The sequence below is a fragment of the uncultured Amphritea sp. genome (assembly GCF_937127095.1).
Classification (GTDB): Bacteria; Pseudomonadota; Gammaproteobacteria; order Pseudomonadales; family Balneatricaceae; genus Amphritea.
Window position 1 is genome coordinate 89276 of sequence record NZ_CAKZLP010000009.1, and the last position, 17060, is coordinate 106335.

The 17060-nt window shown below is 46.5% G+C and carries 19 protein-coding genes; 2 read left to right on the forward strand and 17 right to left on the reverse strand.

The genetic code is table 11. The annotated features are described in order from the left end of the window. Positions 1 to 114: 114 nt before the first annotated feature. From Q0499_RS02200 to Q0499_RS02245, 10 genes are all read right to left on the reverse strand, one after another. Entirely contained in the window at positions 115 to 468 is a 354-nt protein-coding gene (locus tag Q0499_RS02200) for a MerR family transcriptional regulator (RefSeq protein WP_299195548.1), read from the reverse strand. Between the two features lie 11 nt (positions 469 to 479). Then, entirely contained in the window at positions 480 to 1064 is a 585-nt protein-coding gene (locus Q0499_RS02205) for a hypothetical protein (protein ID WP_299195551.1), read from the reverse strand. A 5-nt stretch (positions 1065 to 1069) separates the two neighbouring features. After that, positions 1070 to 1420, reverse strand: coding sequence for an antibiotic biosynthesis monooxygenase (locus Q0499_RS02210; protein ID WP_299195554.1), 351 nt, complete (start codon positions 1418 to 1420; stop codon positions 1070 to 1072). A gap of 506 nt (positions 1421 to 1926) precedes the next feature. Continuing rightward, on the reverse strand, positions 1927 to 2334 hold the full coding sequence (locus Q0499_RS02215; protein WP_299195556.1) for a hypothetical protein: 408 nt from the start codon (positions 2332 to 2334) through the stop codon (positions 1927 to 1929). Positions 2335 to 2588: 254 nt separating this feature from the next. After that, complete coding sequence (locus Q0499_RS02220) at positions 2589 to 2936, reverse strand: DUF1801 domain-containing protein (protein WP_299195559.1); 348 nt, start codon at positions 2934 to 2936, stop codon at positions 2589 to 2591. Positions 2937 to 2977: 41 nt separating this feature from the next. Beyond that, positions 2978 to 3307: a rhodanese-like domain-containing protein gene (locus tag Q0499_RS02225; protein WP_299195561.1), complete on the reverse strand. Its 330-nt coding sequence runs from the start codon at positions 3305 to 3307 to the stop codon at positions 2978 to 2980. A gap of 266 nt (positions 3308 to 3573) precedes the next feature. Continuing rightward, positions 3574 to 5121, reverse strand: a complete 1548-nt coding sequence (locus Q0499_RS02230; RefSeq protein WP_299195563.1) for a sensor domain-containing diguanylate cyclase — start codon at positions 5119 to 5121, stop codon at positions 3574 to 3576. 213 nt (positions 5122 to 5334) lie between these two features. Next, the gene (locus Q0499_RS02235; RefSeq protein WP_299195566.1) at positions 5335 to 5907 is read right to left on the reverse strand and encodes a YdeI/OmpD-associated family protein; all 573 of its coding nucleotides are present in this window, start codon (positions 5905 to 5907) and stop codon (positions 5335 to 5337) included. 118 nt (positions 5908 to 6025) lie between these two features. Beyond that, positions 6026 to 6358, reverse strand: a complete 333-nt coding sequence (locus Q0499_RS02240; RefSeq protein WP_299195570.1) for a hypothetical protein — start codon at positions 6356 to 6358, stop codon at positions 6026 to 6028. A gap of 590 nt (positions 6359 to 6948) precedes the next feature. Then, a complete protein-coding gene (locus tag Q0499_RS02245; protein ID WP_299195572.1) occupies positions 6949 to 7491 on the reverse strand; it encodes a hypothetical protein in 543 nt (180 codons plus the stop codon). A 116-nt stretch (positions 7492 to 7607) separates the two neighbouring features. Here Q0499_RS02245 and Q0499_RS02250 point away from each other — a divergent pair, with 116 nt between their 5' ends. Continuing rightward, positions 7608 to 7760: a hypothetical protein gene (locus tag Q0499_RS02250; protein ID WP_299195574.1), complete on the forward strand. Its 153-nt coding sequence runs from the start codon at positions 7608 to 7610 to the stop codon at positions 7758 to 7760. Positions 7761 to 8089: 329 nt separating this feature from the next. Here Q0499_RS02250 and Q0499_RS02255 read toward each other — a convergent pair whose 3' ends face one another. The 7 genes from Q0499_RS02255 to Q0499_RS02285 form a co-directional block, all read right to left on the reverse strand. Continuing rightward, complete coding sequence (locus Q0499_RS02255; RefSeq protein ID WP_299195577.1) at positions 8090 to 9727, reverse strand: hypothetical protein; 1638 nt, start codon at positions 9725 to 9727, stop codon at positions 8090 to 8092. Between the two features lie 509 nt (positions 9728 to 10236). Beyond that, the gene (locus Q0499_RS02260) at positions 10237 to 11418 is read right to left on the reverse strand and encodes an acetyl-CoA C-acyltransferase (RefSeq protein WP_299195580.1); all 1182 of its coding nucleotides are present in this window, start codon (positions 11416 to 11418) and stop codon (positions 10237 to 10239) included. 83 nt (positions 11419 to 11501) lie between these two features. Then, a complete protein-coding gene (locus tag Q0499_RS02265; RefSeq protein ID WP_299195583.1) occupies positions 11502 to 12428 on the reverse strand; it encodes a branched-chain amino acid ABC transporter permease in 927 nt (308 codons plus the stop codon). Between the two features lie 9 nt (positions 12429 to 12437). Further along, entirely contained in the window at positions 12438 to 13325 is an 888-nt protein-coding gene (locus tag Q0499_RS02270) for a branched-chain amino acid ABC transporter permease (RefSeq protein WP_299195586.1), read from the reverse strand. A gap of 89 nt (positions 13326 to 13414) precedes the next feature. Then, entirely contained in the window at positions 13415 to 14632 is a 1218-nt protein-coding gene (locus Q0499_RS02275; protein ID WP_299195589.1) for an ABC transporter substrate-binding protein, read from the reverse strand. 81 nt (positions 14633 to 14713) lie between these two features. Continuing rightward, the gene (locus Q0499_RS02280) at positions 14714 to 15424 is read right to left on the reverse strand and encodes an ABC transporter ATP-binding protein (RefSeq protein ID WP_299195591.1); all 711 of its coding nucleotides are present in this window, start codon (positions 15422 to 15424) and stop codon (positions 14714 to 14716) included. Further along, complete coding sequence (locus Q0499_RS02285; protein ID WP_299195593.1) at positions 15421 to 16245, reverse strand: ABC transporter ATP-binding protein; 825 nt, start codon at positions 16243 to 16245, stop codon at positions 15421 to 15423. The genes Q0499_RS02280 and Q0499_RS02285 overlap by 4 nt, the downstream gene beginning before the upstream one ends. Before the next feature lie 287 nt (positions 16246 to 16532). Between Q0499_RS02285 and Q0499_RS02290 the strand changes: the two genes are divergently transcribed. Next, positions 16533 to 16928, forward strand: a complete 396-nt coding sequence (locus Q0499_RS02290) for a MerR family DNA-binding transcriptional regulator (protein WP_299195595.1) — start codon at positions 16533 to 16535, stop codon at positions 16926 to 16928. Positions 16929 to 17060 lie beyond the last annotated feature (132 nt).

Here is a 17060-nt window from a genome sequence, read left to right on the forward strand (position 1 = left end):
TGAGTCCTGTGTGAGTTTACGGAACAAGGCTAAGGGTTAGAGTATGCTCTAAGTCAAGCGTTTAAAAATTCAGGGCTGAATAGTTCAAGGCTTAATAGTTCAGAACCCAATAGTTCAGGGCTTATGTGACTGGTAATACTCAATTTTAGCGTCCAGCGCCTGCAGGTGTTCACGCTCTTTTTCCAAACGCAGTTTGAGTGCATCGCGATGTTGCTCTAATAATGTGCAGCGCGTATCAAAGGTGGTATCACCCGCTTCACGCAGATCAGCATAGTGACGGATCTTCGCCAACGGCATGCCGGTGTCTCGCAGCCGGTTAATAAACCGAACCCATTCGACATCTTTCGCCGAATAGCTACGATGCCCACTGGCATTTCTGGATATATTCGACAACAAGCCGATCTTTTCGTAATACCTCAGAGTATGCGAAGACAGCCCAGTCAATTCTGAAAACGTTGAAATGTTCACAATAGGTTATTTTACTGAAGATGATGTTGCGCATGTGGATTTTCACCGCTGGCCATCGCCCAGTGGTGTAGCTGATGATGAGTGCCATACGCCATCACACCGATATAGCCCAAACCCCTGATTTTACTGATCTCATAAGAATTTTTGGTTGTAATGATGAGACGATAAGCGTCAGCGTTTTTTACGACCTGCATCACCCATCCGGATTCCCGTTGTAATTGCGCAGGGTGCACCTTTAAAACCCGTTCAAGCGCTGCAGCAGACCGGGCCGTTAACGGCTTCACTATCGCTTCCATGCCCTGTGCAATCGGTGTTTGAGAGATCACCTCTACATTCAGGGTCATCTCATTCATATCCACTAAATGTTGCCTCAGCGCCTCAATATTTACTTTGCTCCAATCAGTATCCGGATCGCTATTCAACCGTGCAATCACCTCCTGAATAGTGCCGAAAGCATCATTCCCCGCCTCGGTCAGTACGGTTGCAGAGGCTCCCATGGAATGGTCATGGTGCGTCATCGCTGAATGATCACCTTCAGCAAACGCAGCCACCCCATGAGTCAACAGCGCGGCAAAAAGCAGTACATTTAGCTTCATTATTTTTACTCGAAAACAGGCGCGTCGTAATCGGCACTTTCATCGGTATAGGCCGTGACGATAACATCCGCAACCAATCCGGTATCGGCTTCAACCTGGGTTTGAAAGAAGTTCTGAATCTGCTGTCTGCGACCGTGAGCAGACCAGGCGTCTGCATCTTCCCAAATCTCATTAAAGACTATCGGGTATTCATTGCGGCTGGCGCTTGGGTGATCAATCTGGCGCGTCAGCATATATTGAATACAGCCCTCTTCCCGATAAGAATCCGGCTCAAGCGCCTTTAATACCTCAAACAGTTCGGCTTCTTTTCCGGGTTTCGGCTTAAACTGGGCTAAGACATATACACGGCTGGTCATCGGTTTTCCTCTGTTTTTGGATAAGTGGAGAGATAGTAGATGAAAACCGGGGCAACGTGAAACTCACTGAGAGTTGTTACGATAAATAATCTATTCCGCTACCCACAACTCAGATAATGATCAAAAAACAATCTGCCTCGCTAAGACCGGCAGAAACAAAGGTGATAATACTCATCCTGTTGTGGCAATGGATACGATATAACCACAACGGGAGGTACTGGCTCAGACGTGTTTTCGACAGTTTTTACAAGGCTTCCCAATAAAATCAATCAATTAAATCAGTATATTAAAAAATATGACTGAATTTATTCAAGAATGGTTTTACCACAGAGGACGCGGAGAAAATAACAGATCCAGTCTGAATTAGTACAGGTTAAGGTATCTGGATCAATTACTCTGACCCTGTTGATTGCTGACCCTGTTGATTGGATAACGTATGCCCAGACGAGTTTTTCAGGTCGAAAAAATATTCAAGTCGTTACCGATAACCGGCCCTATTAGTTGCATCAGGGACCTATTTTTTTGTCACTTTTTTTCAAACAGGCATTGTCGAAATCATCAAACTTATCGCATGTGGTTTGCACAAATAGCTTCTGTGACGGGAAGAAAGAACACGTTGTCTGATAATAGCAGGTGCTGTTGAACTTATCCCAGTGCTGACACTCTTCAACGCATTCGAGCTTTTCGTATGTGTAGGTGGTTTTTTCAAACAGGCACTTTTTATTAAAATTGTCCCAGTGCTGACAGTCATTGAGGGCCAGGGGGATATCATCAGTTAACGGTTGACCGCAAGTGACGGTGAGGTCTCCCTGACGGTATGATTCTCCCGTGTCGAGACTTATCTCGTTTGCTCCGACATTACCTGCGAAAAGCATCACTCCTGCAATTAAACCCAACAATGTATGTCTGTTCATGAGAGGGCTCCTTGTGGTTTTAATTTGACTGTAATCTAACTTATACCGATTGGTGTTTAGGGGAAAGGAGAATCCGTTAATTATTATCGGGTTAATGCCCGCTATAAACGCTCGGGAGAAACCAGGTGCGGCAACCGAAGGGAGCGGACTTAATGGCTTAGTTAGATATGTTGGCCATCTCAAGCGCCAAGCAAAGGCCGATGTTTCAAGCGCAGGTACTTCAATGCTATTTGGAGGCAATGAGCTAGTGGCGCTTATTTGATAGGAGCGTCCAGAGGCACAATAATTGCTCGTTTAGCCTCATATTCAAACTCATCTCGATATATCACCCTGAAGGTTTCGGTCAAGCTGGTCTGACAATGGAAAAATACCTTTATAGAGTCCGGATCTCTTCGCTTCCAGCCCAGTCGAATTGTGTTGCCGCCTTTTACGGGATAGCTAGCCTCACCCCACTTAAGAGTTTCTTCAACTGCAGCCAGGCCGTTTTCTTGCGCAACAGCAAGAATAAGACAGCGAACGGCGTTAAGCTGTGTTTGCGCTTCAGCGGGGTACGTCATAAATTTGGCCTGTATTTCAGGCTTAATGGGTTCCTCCGCTTTCAAGACAAGTACCCCCAAGGTCAGAACCGTTTACACAATGAACCTTAATTAAGGCCCCGCGCTCTGCGCGCATCATCAATTGCACCTGCGTTAGATACATTTGTATAACCGGCAGCTTGCAGCGCTGACAGTGCTTTTCCCGACCGATTTCCGCTGCGGCAATAGAGAGCAATTTCCGTATCTTTATCGGGGAACATTTCACTCACTCCCTGAACAATTTCATCATGGGTAATACGAACATCCCCTTTAATGTTGTCAATGCTATGTTCGACAGCACTTCGCACATCAATCCAAACCGTGTCAGCATTCGACATTAAGCTGAAACACATCAAAACAATGAAACATGACATACGACTCAGCGCTTTAAAGTACATAGTTTAATCCTTCGTTAAAAATTGACTAGCCTGCAATGACACCATTGCCGGGTAATTTGAGCATAGGGAATGCATCCGTAAGATCAGCTTACCAGGTTCTAAACCCTGCCATTTTATGGATTTCATCAAGTTCGATCCACAACTCATTTGAGTTCAGTTAGATACCACCCAGTTAAATGAAAAAAGGGCTTTGAGATTGATTCAAGAGCGTGTTTCACCACCGAGGGCACAGAGCACACAGAGGAGACTGCGGCGGATAAAGTATCTTATCCATGTGGAACGGGCTCTGCCCCTTTTAATTCCCGCGGTTTAACTTCCCCCTGAACAGCTCTATTCCGCCCCTGATCTTTTGCTTTGTAAACAGCCTCATCTGCGGCTTCAACCAACTCAGTTTCGGTTCTGTCTGCTGATGGAATCAGTGATGCATAACCAATGCTGACAGTGACAATATCGGCAACCGGAGAGTCCGGGTGAAATATGTCCAGATTTTGTATTCCCCTGATTAGTCGATCAGCATGTTCAGCCGCTTCTGCCGCTTCTGTATCAGGAAGAAGAACAACAAACTCCTCGCCACCGTATCGCGCGACTAACTCTCCCTCTCGAAGACCGCCTTCGTGAAGATAGTTAGCAACCCTCTGTAAACAGCCATCCCCTCGTCGGTGTCCGTAAAAATCGTTATAGTTTTTGAAGTGATCAATATCGATAAATAATAGCGAGATAGTCCGCTGCTTTCGGATCGCCCTACGCCACTCTTCCTTAAGGCGCTGATCAAATGAACGACGGTTATAGAGACTGGTCAATCCATCGTGACTCGAATCAAACAGGGCAATAGAGAGATGTTTTAACTGCCGACTGGTAAACACACTGGCCAGCAGTAAAATTACTCCAGCAAAAAATGCAAGAATCAGCATATTAATCGCTTTTCCTTGCCAGCGATCCAGAACTGAACTCTCAGTCACTGAAATCAAGTTGATAACGGGGTAAAAGTCACTCGCATTAAATCCGACAATACGAAGCTGATGATCAATAGGGCTGACTAAAACAGCGTGCCCTCTGCGAAGAGAAAATATTTTAGTGAAGTCCTGAGAGTTCATAACATTCTGATTAAAAAATGAGTCATCCAGTGGGTATCGGTAAACTCCAAGTCCATCTTTGCGAATGACCGTTACCGCTCCGCCAGGGGGAAGCTGGAGTTCATTATACAGATAATCAAAATGCGCAAGTTTCAACTGGATGCCAATGACTCCCGCAAATGCTCCATCAAGTGTCTCAAGCCGTTTTGTCAGGTAGATAACTCTCTCATCAGTCACCTTTGAGCGGGAAGGCTGACTGATACGCACCCCCGTATGAGCGTTGTTTAAATGATCTTTATAATATTCCCGATCCGATGCATTGACTTTTTTAACCGGAAAACTGACGCTGTTTGCGACACTGATGCCGTCGCTATTGAGAATAAACAGGTGCTGGAAACTTGATGATGTTGAGGAGGCAAGAATACTTCGCCGTTTTTTGATGAGCGCCTCATGCAGCAGCTTAGTATTGTCAAACGAGGCTGGCTGACCAAGATTCACATCTAAAACAACATCATTCAATATCGTTGATGCCAGGCCTAGCATCATATCAGTCTCTTTACTGAGAATACTCGCCATTGACTGCATAGACTTGGAGGCATAATGCAACTCATCCTGCTTATCTTTACTAATCTGGTAGACGGTTGCCGCAATCAACAACATTAATATGATAACAGTAATGACTACAATACTATTTTTCAGCCGGTTAAGGATGGAGATACTGTAGGGAGTACTGCGATCCATATTGACCTCCGGTGTATATATCTCTGAAGCAAATCAGGCCTTCCATAGCAATTATTTAATCGCTTTGAATATAATAAGCTGGCCAGCCCACTCGGGCGCTGAGTTAAATCATAAAACGGTCAATGTACAGCATTTTGGAGAAGCAAGAACGATGCGATGCAACTATCTTAGATCAGTCATCATTTGACGAAGCAAGCAATAGCACATTCCACTTCACTTAGGCTTTTCCTCATGAACAAGCATATCCATGAATTTTACAAACCTTTCTCTGGTTTCGGATCGCTTTGCACTTATCAATCCGTGCGCGATAACATAACGGCTCGATTTATTGAGTGTTTCAAAAAACGCTTTAGCATTCGGATTGTTCTCCAGTGCAGCGAGAAAGTCCTCGGGCACGTCCATTTCACTGACTACGTAGGCGTTTCCCCAACGACCGTCCGCTTTTGCAGCACGAACATACACGAGCCCTGATTCCATCATCCGGCCTTCACTTATCAAACGAGCCACATGTTCCGTGTTCCTTTTAGACCAGTTGCTTCGCACTTTTCTGGGAGTAATACGCTGAAGGTAGGCCTGGTCATCGATTGACTTCTTAACACCGTCGATCCAACCCCAGCATAGCGCCTCGACCACGACATCATTCCAGGTCACGCTCAGAACTCCAGTATGTTTCTTGAATATTTTCACCCATAGCTCACGTTCAGTGGCGTGATTAAGCTTGAGCCACTGGCCGAGATCTTTCGGAGTTGCAAATGTCATGATTCTCAATGGATCAGATTCAGGCATCAGATTAGATTCTCTAAGGTATACCCCTGGCAGAAGTTTTTTTGGGGGGCTGGCATACTGTTTACGGAAACAAAAAAAGACAGCCCCCCAAGTCTGATTGCTACGAAATATTATGAGCTTACCACTGAACCAAGACGTCTTGAACTTTTGAGGTCTCTAAATCAAAACCTATTGCCCAAAACGCCATAAAGTCACTTTTACTGTATTTTACCTTCCAGAGTGTCAGCTTCGAGTCTGCTCTCATTAAAACGTCTATGGGATCGATGCTCTCTATATCACCCATTTCATTCTCTATGTCACTGCACATTTGGATGTACATTTCCTCTGTTATCTTTCCGTCATCGTTCAGGTCTGCAGGCGGCATAGACATTTCCTGGAGTGCGCTATAATTTTTCCCATCGTGCAACCTGACCAGCCTTTCAGCCAATTCAATTTCCAGTTCATTAAGCATATGACTCAATTCTCCTTGAGGGCATAGCGCCCAACATCAAGAGCCGGAGCCCAGCGATGGCCCAAGCCCGGGGGCGATTTTGCTATATGGCATACAAATTCCCTAGAAGGCCGAGAATAAAGACACCCCAGAAGACGGCGTTTATATAGACTGTCCACTTCTTCTTATAAACGTCTTCGTTACTACCCACTAACACTGTTTCTAATACGTTTTTAGTTGTTTGCTTGCTGCAACAGGCGCCAATTAGGGAAGCAACGAAAAGAACCACTATCCCCAACCCGCTAATAGCCATCATGAACTCAAATATTGTCATACCAACCTTAGGCTTATCGTTTCACATAAAGACCGAGTCATAAGCGCGAACTTATTAACATCCCGATTGACGCAACTGCTATGTGCACTTAGCCAAAGCTCCATTGACGACGATACGGAATCCGGCCGTGTCAGAATCATCAAAGCATCTCGACGGCAACCGCTGAATTTAAAGGCATTTAAAGTATCCGCTAAGCTGGGGAGCTTCACACTGACCCTGTTGATTCTCTGTTGATTGGACCCTGCTGATTTGTGCCCTGTAACTCAAATAGCGCCACTCACTCCATCATCTCAAAATACTCAATATGATCGTTTTTCAAAACCACTTGGAGGTTATGAAAACCCGAGACAGACACACGCTGCTGCCCTCTCTTGCTCAGGTAGTTCGAGTACACCACAACATCGATTGCAGACCGATGCCTCTCGGGTAAAGCAACCGCCTCGACAATGTCGCCAGGAGGTATCTCAAGGGAGACCAAGTCAGCCTGAAGGCCGAGTATCGATTTCAGGCCATCCCTTGCAGCAAACCACTCTCCGGTCTCCTTGGGTAACAATGTTGCAGCACGGCTGCTGTAGATAAAAACCAAGTCTACCGCTGTGGATGATTGATCGTTGGCTTCGGGCAGAGCGACGATCTGAAGGCTTTCCAGCTGACTGCCCTGGCCCTCCACTTGCACAACATCACAACCGGCAACCAGCGCGATGCTAAGGTAGAGTCCCAACCGACATAAGAAAGTAGCGCCTCTGTTGTGCCTATGGGTAGTCAGCTCTCTTATCATTTCATCCCTTTTACCAAACAACGAAAAAATTGGCCAACCCATTTGATAACTCATTTCAGTCTCATAAAATTAACCGGCCCCATGTTGACCAGTTGAATATTCATTTTCACTGTCGGCCTGTACGGATTGCAGATGTTAAACACAACAAGGATCTCTCTATGCAAAATTCACCGAATGTTCTGCTAATGGTAGCGGCAATAGCAAGCGGTTGCGCGGCATTATTACATTTTGCCTGCGTTTTTCTGGGTGCCCCCGGTTTCCGGATACTTGGCGCAGGAGAGCGATTGGTTCGCATGGCTGGAGAAATATGAGGGTAAAGTCTTGTATTATGCATGTCGATGACTAACGACTATTCAGTTAAGTTGCCGTTCTGCAAAACGCAAGACCTGACCCCTTGCCCCCTGGAATAAGCTCTGGTTAACGTACCTGGATCAATTACTCTGCCCTGTCGATTCAAAAGCGTTTTTACCACAGAGCACACAGAGAAAAGAACTGATCCGGTTAAGGAAGCTGGATCAATGACTCTGACCCTGTTGATTCGTTTCGGACTATCTTTCGACACCCAAGCGACGAGCAAGCTACGCTTCTTGTGACATTCTAGCTGTTTTAGGTACGTTGCAAGTAACCGGCTTATAGGTACTTAAAGAGTGCCTGTCCTATCTTTCTCTTTCGCTCTCGTAAGACATAGAGAAAAATCATCCTTTAGCTTTGTAGAAATTAGATTAATTTGATTGTCATCGTTAGAAATATAGGCAATACACGACTGAGAAGTGTTCCCAGCTAAACCTAGAAGCGTATTCGGGCTATTGTCCTTTTTCTTTCTTGTATATTTCCCTTTAAAAGTTGAGCCAGAAACTTCACCGTTTAATTCGGCTTCGTAGGTACTGTTACCGCCAAGACCTAGAGATGTCTCAGACCAAGTTGCTTTAATTGCATCATTCTCTATTGTTATAGTTGTTGGATAAGTATTACTAACCAGCCAATCTCCCTTTAGTGATTCAGAATTCCCAGTGTAATATTGTTCGGTGTATTTTCTAATGTTTTTTTGCCGTTCGAGGGATTTTTCTTTTAACTTATCCCATTCTGTATTTTGTTCTTGTTTTTTTTCATCAATTGCAGCAATTAGGCTGTGTACATTTTTATGGGGATCATCTGACTCAAGTGCTTTTTTTGCTATCTTTTCCGCTTCATCAGTAAATCCTGCACCTAAGAGCAAATAACCTTGATTAGCCATAGCAAGCGTATTGTTATAACTCGATGATTTTTTGTAGTTCTCAACAGCTTTTATTTTTAACCCTGCCTCTTGCGCTCTTACGCCCAAATTATTTAGTGCTGTAGAGTTATCGCCATCAATTTGGATGAGCGTTATATAGTTACTTATTGATATTTCATCTATATCTTCATCGCTTGCAGCATAAGCAGAATTAAATAGTTCATCTCTGTTATTTACATCAAACTCCAGAGACTTATCCTTGCAATAAATTGATATCGATTTATTTCCTAGAGTTTTTTCAATTGAAGACAGGGCTTCGTACAGACTTGATTTCTGCGCATGATCAACCGCCTTTGATAATCTGCTGACTAGTATATTTTTAGCTTCAATTGATTTATCATCTTTATTTAAAGCATATGCCAAATTTACTGCAGCTCTTGTTTTTAGTGCTTCAGTTTGCGTTTCATATAATACTGATCGCCACAACTCAACTTCTTTTCCGTATTGCATGCTATCGCTAAGGCAGAAAGAAAGCCAAGTTAGAGTATTAAACTTCGATTCTTCTGACTTTGCCATGCGCGCAAGATCTTTAAGTTCTTCTATAGACTTATTATCCTTAGCTTTCTCAAACCTAAAATACAGATATAAGGCTTTGTTTTTTTCTAGTTGAATATCATCATTTTCGTTTACTGCGTACCTTTTAAATATTGTCTCCGCGTCATTAAATCGTCTTTCAGAAAAGGCCTTATGCATCTCGGAGAACCACTGGCCTTCTTTTTCCTCAACCTCGTTTACTTGAGTACCCTTCTCTTCGGAGGAAGGCTTTTCATCAGCGCTAGGAATCTCTTTAATAGTTTCTTTGGCATCAGGAGGAGCTACTGCCTCCATCCCGAGTGTAGAATCGCCTCTCTTAAAGGTAAACGAGGTAAGCCTAGATATAAAACCCGAAATAGCGACTCGATTAATGATTATTAAAACAAGTAATACAATAGCAATGGAATTGTTCGAAAGAAATTCCGTAACTATTTTAATCGCCTCAATGGTTGTATTTTGTGATTCACTCATAATTTATTCTTTGGCCTAACAGCTAAATATACGACAGTGGATTTGGAGAAATACGACAAGTTGTCGTATATCACCGCTTCTTGTCAGATCACAAAACTCAGACAACTCTCTGAATTTTAAAAGATTGTACGTAGATTTTACTGTGTGGAAACACGACAGCCTGTCGTATATGTGCAGAAAGGCGACACAATGGCCATTAATAAGATTTATTCTCACTCTGACTCCCTGAGCTGAGGTGTTGTTACCCCTTGACTGATCAATAGTTACATAGAAAACGATAGGATAAAAGCGCATTAAGCCACTGTTTTAAAGATCTTCACTTTCCCTAATCCAGGGCGCTAACGACACCCTGCTTTTGACGCTCGAGCGACGAGCAAGTCACGCTTTGTGTGACATTCTGACCACTAGCCAGCGGCGCAGCCGCGATCTAGCTACTTTCTCAGCTTTATAAAAAAGGCCAACACATCTCTGCATCAGCCTTTTCAAACAACCAAACTTAATTCAAAAAATCAAAGCATCTCTACCGCAACCGCGGTGGCTTCACCGCCACCGATACACAGGGATGCAACGCCCTTTTTCTTGCCCTGGTTTTTCAGTGCGTACAGCAGCGTTACCAGGATGCGGGAACCGGATGAGCCGATGGGGTGACCCAGTGCACAGGCGCCGCCGTTGACGTTGACTTTCGACGCATCCAGCCCCAGCTCGCTGATCGCTAGCATGGTGACGACGGCGAAGGCTTCGTTGATTTCATAGAGATCAACCTCGTCCTTGCTCCAGCCTGCGCGGGTCAGTACTTTATCAATCGCACCAATCGGCGCAATGGTAAATTCGGCGGGCAGTTGCGCGTGGGTTGAATGCGCGACGATTCGGGCCAGCGGCTGCAAGCCGCGCTTTTGCGCTTCGGATTCACGCATCAATACCAGTGCAGAACCGCCATCAGAAATTGAACTGGAGTTTGCTGCGGTGATGGTGCCATCTTTTTTGAATGCCGGGTTAAGCTGACGGATCTTATCTTTGCGGGCATTACCCGGCTGTTCATCGGTATCAACAACGGTATCGCCACGGCGGGACTTGACGGTCACCGGGGCGATTTCATCTTTAAATGCACCGCTCTCAATCGCCGCCAGCGCCTTGTCCAGTGAGCCGATAGCGAAATCATCCATCGCCTCGCGGGTGACGTTGAAATCATCGGCGCTCTTCTGCGCGAAGCTACCCATCAGGCCACCTTCATAGGCATCTTCCAGGCCATCGAAAAACATATGGTCGATCACCTGTTGATGCCCCATGCGCATACCGGCACGGGCTTTAGGCAACAGGTAGGGTGACAGGCTCATGTTTTCCATGCCCCCGGCAACCATGATATCCACCTGCCCCGCTTTCAGCTGATCGTGTGCCAGCATCACCGCTTTCATGCCGGAACCACACATTTTGTTGACGGTGGTTGCCCCTGCTGCATCATGAATGCCTGCGCCGCGCGCCGCCTGACGTGCAGGTGCCTGGCCCAAACCTGCCGGCAGGACACAGCCCATAATCACTTCATCAATATCACTGCCCTGCAGACCGGCTCGTTCAATCGCGGCTTTAATCGCGGTGGCACACAGATCGGGAGAACGCACTTCGCTTAATGCGCCCATCATGCCTCCCATCGGGGTACGGGCTGCACTGACAATTACAATTGAATCCTGACTCATATTTCTCTCCAAACCCACTGTCATATCGTCTAAATGAAACTAAAAGGGACGCACTTTAGCGTCCCTTTTTGACTTAATAATAGTTAACCAAAGTTTTTCTTCATAATCTTCTGGAGCTCACCCACGATACCGCTGCGGAAGGCCAGCACGCAGACAATAAAGATGAAGCCCATGATGATGTGTATGTAATTACCCAACTCACCGCCGGAGAGGTAGTTCTGGATAGTAACAACCACACCAGCACCCACAACAGGCCCGAAGATAGTACCCATACCCCCTAGCAGAGTCATGAGTACAACTTCGCCAGACATATGCCAATGGACATCGGTCAGGGAGGCAAGCTGGAATACCAGCGTTTTAGTCGAACCGGCCATACCTGCCAGAGCAGAAGAGATGATAAAGACAACCCACTTATAGTCATTAACGTTGTATCCCAACGATACTGCCCGTGGCTCGTTTTCACGAATCGCTTTCAGAATTTGGCCAAAAGGTGAATGAATTGTGCGGTGGACTACCCAGAATCCGAAGATGAAGATCGCCAGCACAAAGTAGTACATGTTGGTATTATCGGACAGATCAATCATGCCCAACAAAGAACCGCGAGGCACACCTTGCATACCATCCTCACCCCCGGTAAACGGTGATTGCAGATAGAAGAAGAATGCCAGCTGGGCTAATGCCAGGGTTACCATCGCAAAGTAGATACCTTCGCGCTTCACCGCAAGCTTGCCGTAAACCGCCCCTAATACGCCCGCAGCCACAGTACCCACAAGGATAGAGATCTCAGGTCCCATACCGGTATGCAACATCATGGCACCGGTCACATATCCCCCCGTCCCCAAAAAAGCAGCATGACCAAAAGACAGCAGGCCAACATAACCCAATAACAGGTTGAAGGCACAGGCAAACAATGCGAAGCACAACACCTTCATCAGGAACACCGGATACAAAACCATCGGTGCTACCAACGCTAAAAGAAACAATACCAGATAAAGTTTATTAATTTTCATGGTCAACTCCTACGCCTCTTTACCAAACAGACCGGCAGGCTTTATCAGCAACACGATCACCATGACCAGGAAGATAACAGTAGCGGAGGCTTCCGGATAAAAGTACTTAGTCAGCCCTTCTATCACCCCCATCAATAAACCGGTAAGAATCGCTCCACCGATAGACCCCATACCACCAATAACGACGATGGCAAATACAACGATCAGGATATTCGACCCCATATCCGGGCTAACAGAGTACACAGGGGCTGCCAGCACCCCGGCAAAACCGGCTAGTGCCACACCAAAACCAAAGGTCAGCGTGGTGATGAGGGGAACGTTGATACCAAAGCCCTGCATCAGCTGAGGATTCTCAGTACCCGCACGGAGGTAAGCACCCAGTTTAGTCTTTTCAATAACCCACCAGGTGCTGCCGCACACTACCAGTGAGATCACGATAATCCAGGCACGATAATTAGGTAGATACATAAACGGCAACTTAGTGCCGCCTGTGAGCTCGGCAGGAATCTTGTAAGGCAATCCTGAAGAACCAAATAGATGTGTAAACAGGCCCTGCAATACCAGCGCGATACCAAACGTCAGCAACAAACTGTAGAGGTGATCTTCGCCAGCAATCGGGCGTACCAGAAAGCGCTCGATAAGAATTGCGATACAACCGATTACAATCGGCACCAGTATGAGCGCAGCCCAGTAGTTGATACCCATGTAGTTCAGAGCCATCCAGGCAAAGAAAGCACCGAGCATATACATCGCGCCCTGCGCGAAGTTAATAATTTTTAACAAACCAAAAATAATCGCCAGACCGAGACTGAGCAATGCATAGAATGAGCCATTGATCAGGCCAACCAGCAATTGGCCCGAAAGAGCGAATAGATTAATTCCAAAAAAGGTCGCCATAGTCGCACCCTAGTGATTCATGCCGTTCTAGTTATAGAGGCCACCCCGGATGGGGCGGCCGGTACATCAGTATTACTTAAGCGGGCGTATTACTTCGCCAGAGCGAATTCACAGCCACCTTTGCTCAACTCTAGGAAAGCATCGTCGCCTTTGATAACTTTTTCGATAGCAAAGATATCGTTAGCGTTGGCGCGCTCGTCAGCAGTTTTGATGCGTACCTGCAGCATGTCATGAACCATCCGTCCATCTTTACGCAGGTAGCCATTACGAGAGAAGAAATCCTCTACAGGGGTCTCTTTCATCTTCGCCATAACCGCCTTACCTTCATCGGTACCCGCAGCTTTAACGGCGTTCAGATAGTGCATGGTAGAGGAGTATGCGCCGGCATGCGCCATTGAAGGAATCTTGCCGTCCATACGCTCCATGTAACGCTTAGACCAGGCGCGTGTCTGATCATCCATATCCCAGTAGAAGCCAGTCGTCAGCTTCATGCCGCCCGCAATAGCGGGATCAAGCGCCTGAGCGTTTTGCGTAAATACCAGCAGACCTGCTACATCCATCATTTCGGTAACACCGAATTCAGCAGCGGTTTTCAGTGAGTTAACCATATCTGCGCCGGCATTCGCCAGAGCGATAACATCAGCACCTGAAGACTGAGCCTGAAGGATATAAGAGGAGAAGTCGGTGGTACCCAGTGGAGCGCGCACGCCACCCACAACGGTTCCGCCATTGTCATTGATGACGCCGGTCGCTACTTTTTCAAGTGCATGACCAAAACCGTAGTCAGCGGTAATAAAGAACCACTTCTCTTTGCCGCTCGCTACCATCGGCTTAACAGTACCGTTGGCCATAGCGACCACATCATAAGTCCAGTGAGCGTTAAATGGAGAACACTGGCTGGTTGTAAATGCATGGCTGGCAGAAGCGGCAATCAGAGTAATCTTTTCAGCCTCAGTCATAACCTTAGTGACGGCACCGGTTACCGAGCTTGCAACAGCACCGTTGATAACGTCAACTTTCTCATCATCGATCCACTTACGCGCGATACTGGAACCAACATCCGCTTTGTTCTGATCATCAGCGGAAACCACTTCAATTGGTTTACCCAATATAGTGCCGCCAAAATCTTCAACCGCCATTTGCACGGCAACTACACTACCCTGACCTGCTATATCAGCGTAAACACCGCCCATATCGCCCAGCACACCGATTTTAAGGACATCATCAGAGATTCCTGCGGCCTGTACACCAGTAACAGCTGCCACACTCATCGCTGCAGCTAATAGGGTCTTTTTCATTGCTTTCATTGGGTCACTCCTGCTTGAGAACTTTTTATTTTTATCGAACTTCATTGTTAGAGCTTTTTTATTACAACCTTTATCCGGGCTTCAAACCCCCAGGTAGGTATTCAACAGTTCCGTTTTTGCTTCCAACTCATGCTTCTGAACCTCTTCTACGATATGACCATGCTCCATAACGTAGTGACGATCAGCAATAGGCGCAGCAAAACGGAAATTCTGCTCAACCAGCAATACGGTCAGGCCACGCTCTTTAAGCATCACCAGGACCTCAGCCAGTTTTTGCACAATAACGGGTGCCAAACCCTCTGTAATCTCATCGAGCAACAGAACATTTGCACCGGTTCGCAGAATACGGGCCATCGCCAGCATCTGCTGCTCCCCGCCTGACAGGCGAGTCCCCTGGCTATAACGACGTTCAGCCAGGTTGGGGAAGTATTCATAGATCTCTTCGACGCTCATACCATCAGAACGTACGTTGGGCGGCAGCATCAGATTTTCTTCGACATTCAGACTGGAGAATATGCCCCGGTCTTCAGGACAGTAGCCTACGCCCAGGTGAGCGATCTTATGTGCCGGCATACCGATGGTTTCATTACCATTGATATTGATCTTGCCGGTACGCCGCCCGACCATATTCATGATCGCTTTCAGAGTTGTCGAACGACCAGCACCGTTGCGCCCAAGCAGAGTCACCAACTCACCCTGCATAATGGTCATGTCGATACCGTGAAGTATGTGCGACTCGCCGTAGTAAGCATGCAGATCACTGATACGAAGCTTTTCACCTGTTGAGCTCATGCAACGTCCTCCTTCTTGGCAGCATTCGCAGCAGCAGTTTCTGCAGCAATTGCATTCGCCACCTCATCATCCGCTTCAACGCCCATATAGGCTTCACGTACACGAGGATCCTGAGATACAGTTGCGTAATCGCCTTCGGTCAGGATAGCGCCGCGCTGTAATACGGTAATCTTATCTGCCAGTTGTGCGACCACATGCAGGTTATGTTCAACCATCAGAATAGTGCGATTGGCGGAAACCTTTTTGATCAGGTCAGCAACCACTCCCACGTCTTCGTGGCCCATTCCCTGAGTTGGCTCATCCAGCAGCAGCATTTCAGGGTCCAGAGCGAGTGTCGTTGCGATTTCGAGTGCCCGCTTGCGACCATAAGGCAGATCGACAGTGATGGCTTTGGCGTAGTCTTTCAGGCCAACTTCATCCAGCAGTTCGAGAGCGCGATCGTTGAGCTTGTCGAGCACTTTTTCTGATTTCCAGAAGTGAAAACTATTACCCTCATTGCGTTGCAGGGCGATACGCACATTTTCTAATACAGAAAGATGTGGAAAGACAGCAGATATCTGAAACGAACGCACAATACCCTTGCGGGCAATCGCTGCAGATTTCATGTAGGTAATATCATTACCGTTATATAGAATAGTGCCTCGGGTAGGTGTAAGAAATTTTGTCAGCAGATTAAATACAGTTGTCTTACCGGCACCGTTAGGACCGATCAGCGCGTGTATTGTGCCCCGCTCAACCTGAAGATTTACATCGTCAACGGCGGTAAAGCCCTTGAATTCCTTAACCAGATTTCTGGTCTCGAGAACGTAGTCAGCACTCATGCAGAACCAGCCCCACTTTTTATTTGTTTTTATTTTCAGGTGGACAAAAAACATCTTTGCCCACATCAGCTTGCGACCAAGTTAGCAATTTCCCCTACAGGTTAACAAGTAATACTTTAGTCTAATACAGCTAACCATAGTCATACGTTTTACATAAAAACACTTTACTTTCATCAAGTTAAAGACATTCCTACAAAATGTAACAAATAACATGCCGTTCCATCATGACTTTACGTTTACGTAAACTTCCGCTACATTAAGCAGCATACGAGATCAGGAAGCAGGTTATGAACATACGTACTTTTTCTATCAGCGAACTGGCGAGTGAGTTTGATGTCACCACGCGCAGCATTCGCTTTTATGAAGACCAGCAACTGCTGTTCCCGACTCGCCGGGGGCAAACCCGCATCTATAGTGCACAGGACAGAGTCCGGTTAAAACTGATACTCAGGGGCAAGCGATTAGGCTTCTCACTGGCAGAAACCCGTGAACTATTCGCCTTGTGGGACGAAACACCAACCGGCAGCATGAAACAGCTGCAGTTGCTGATGGCCAAGATCGACGAAAAGAAGGCCGCCCTTGAACAGCAGTTAAATGACATTGCGATGGTTCAGCTGGAGCTGGACAGCGCAGAAAGCCGTTGCCGTGAAGCGATGAACGACCTGACTGAGAAAACAGTATAGGTCACTGCGACTTTGCCGCGCGTCAATGGATAAAGATTAGTAAACAACGAACCAACAACAATAAACACAAACCGGAGACGGTAGAGGTTGCGAACATAAAGCGGCCCTATCGATTCCCTAAGCCAGGTGGAC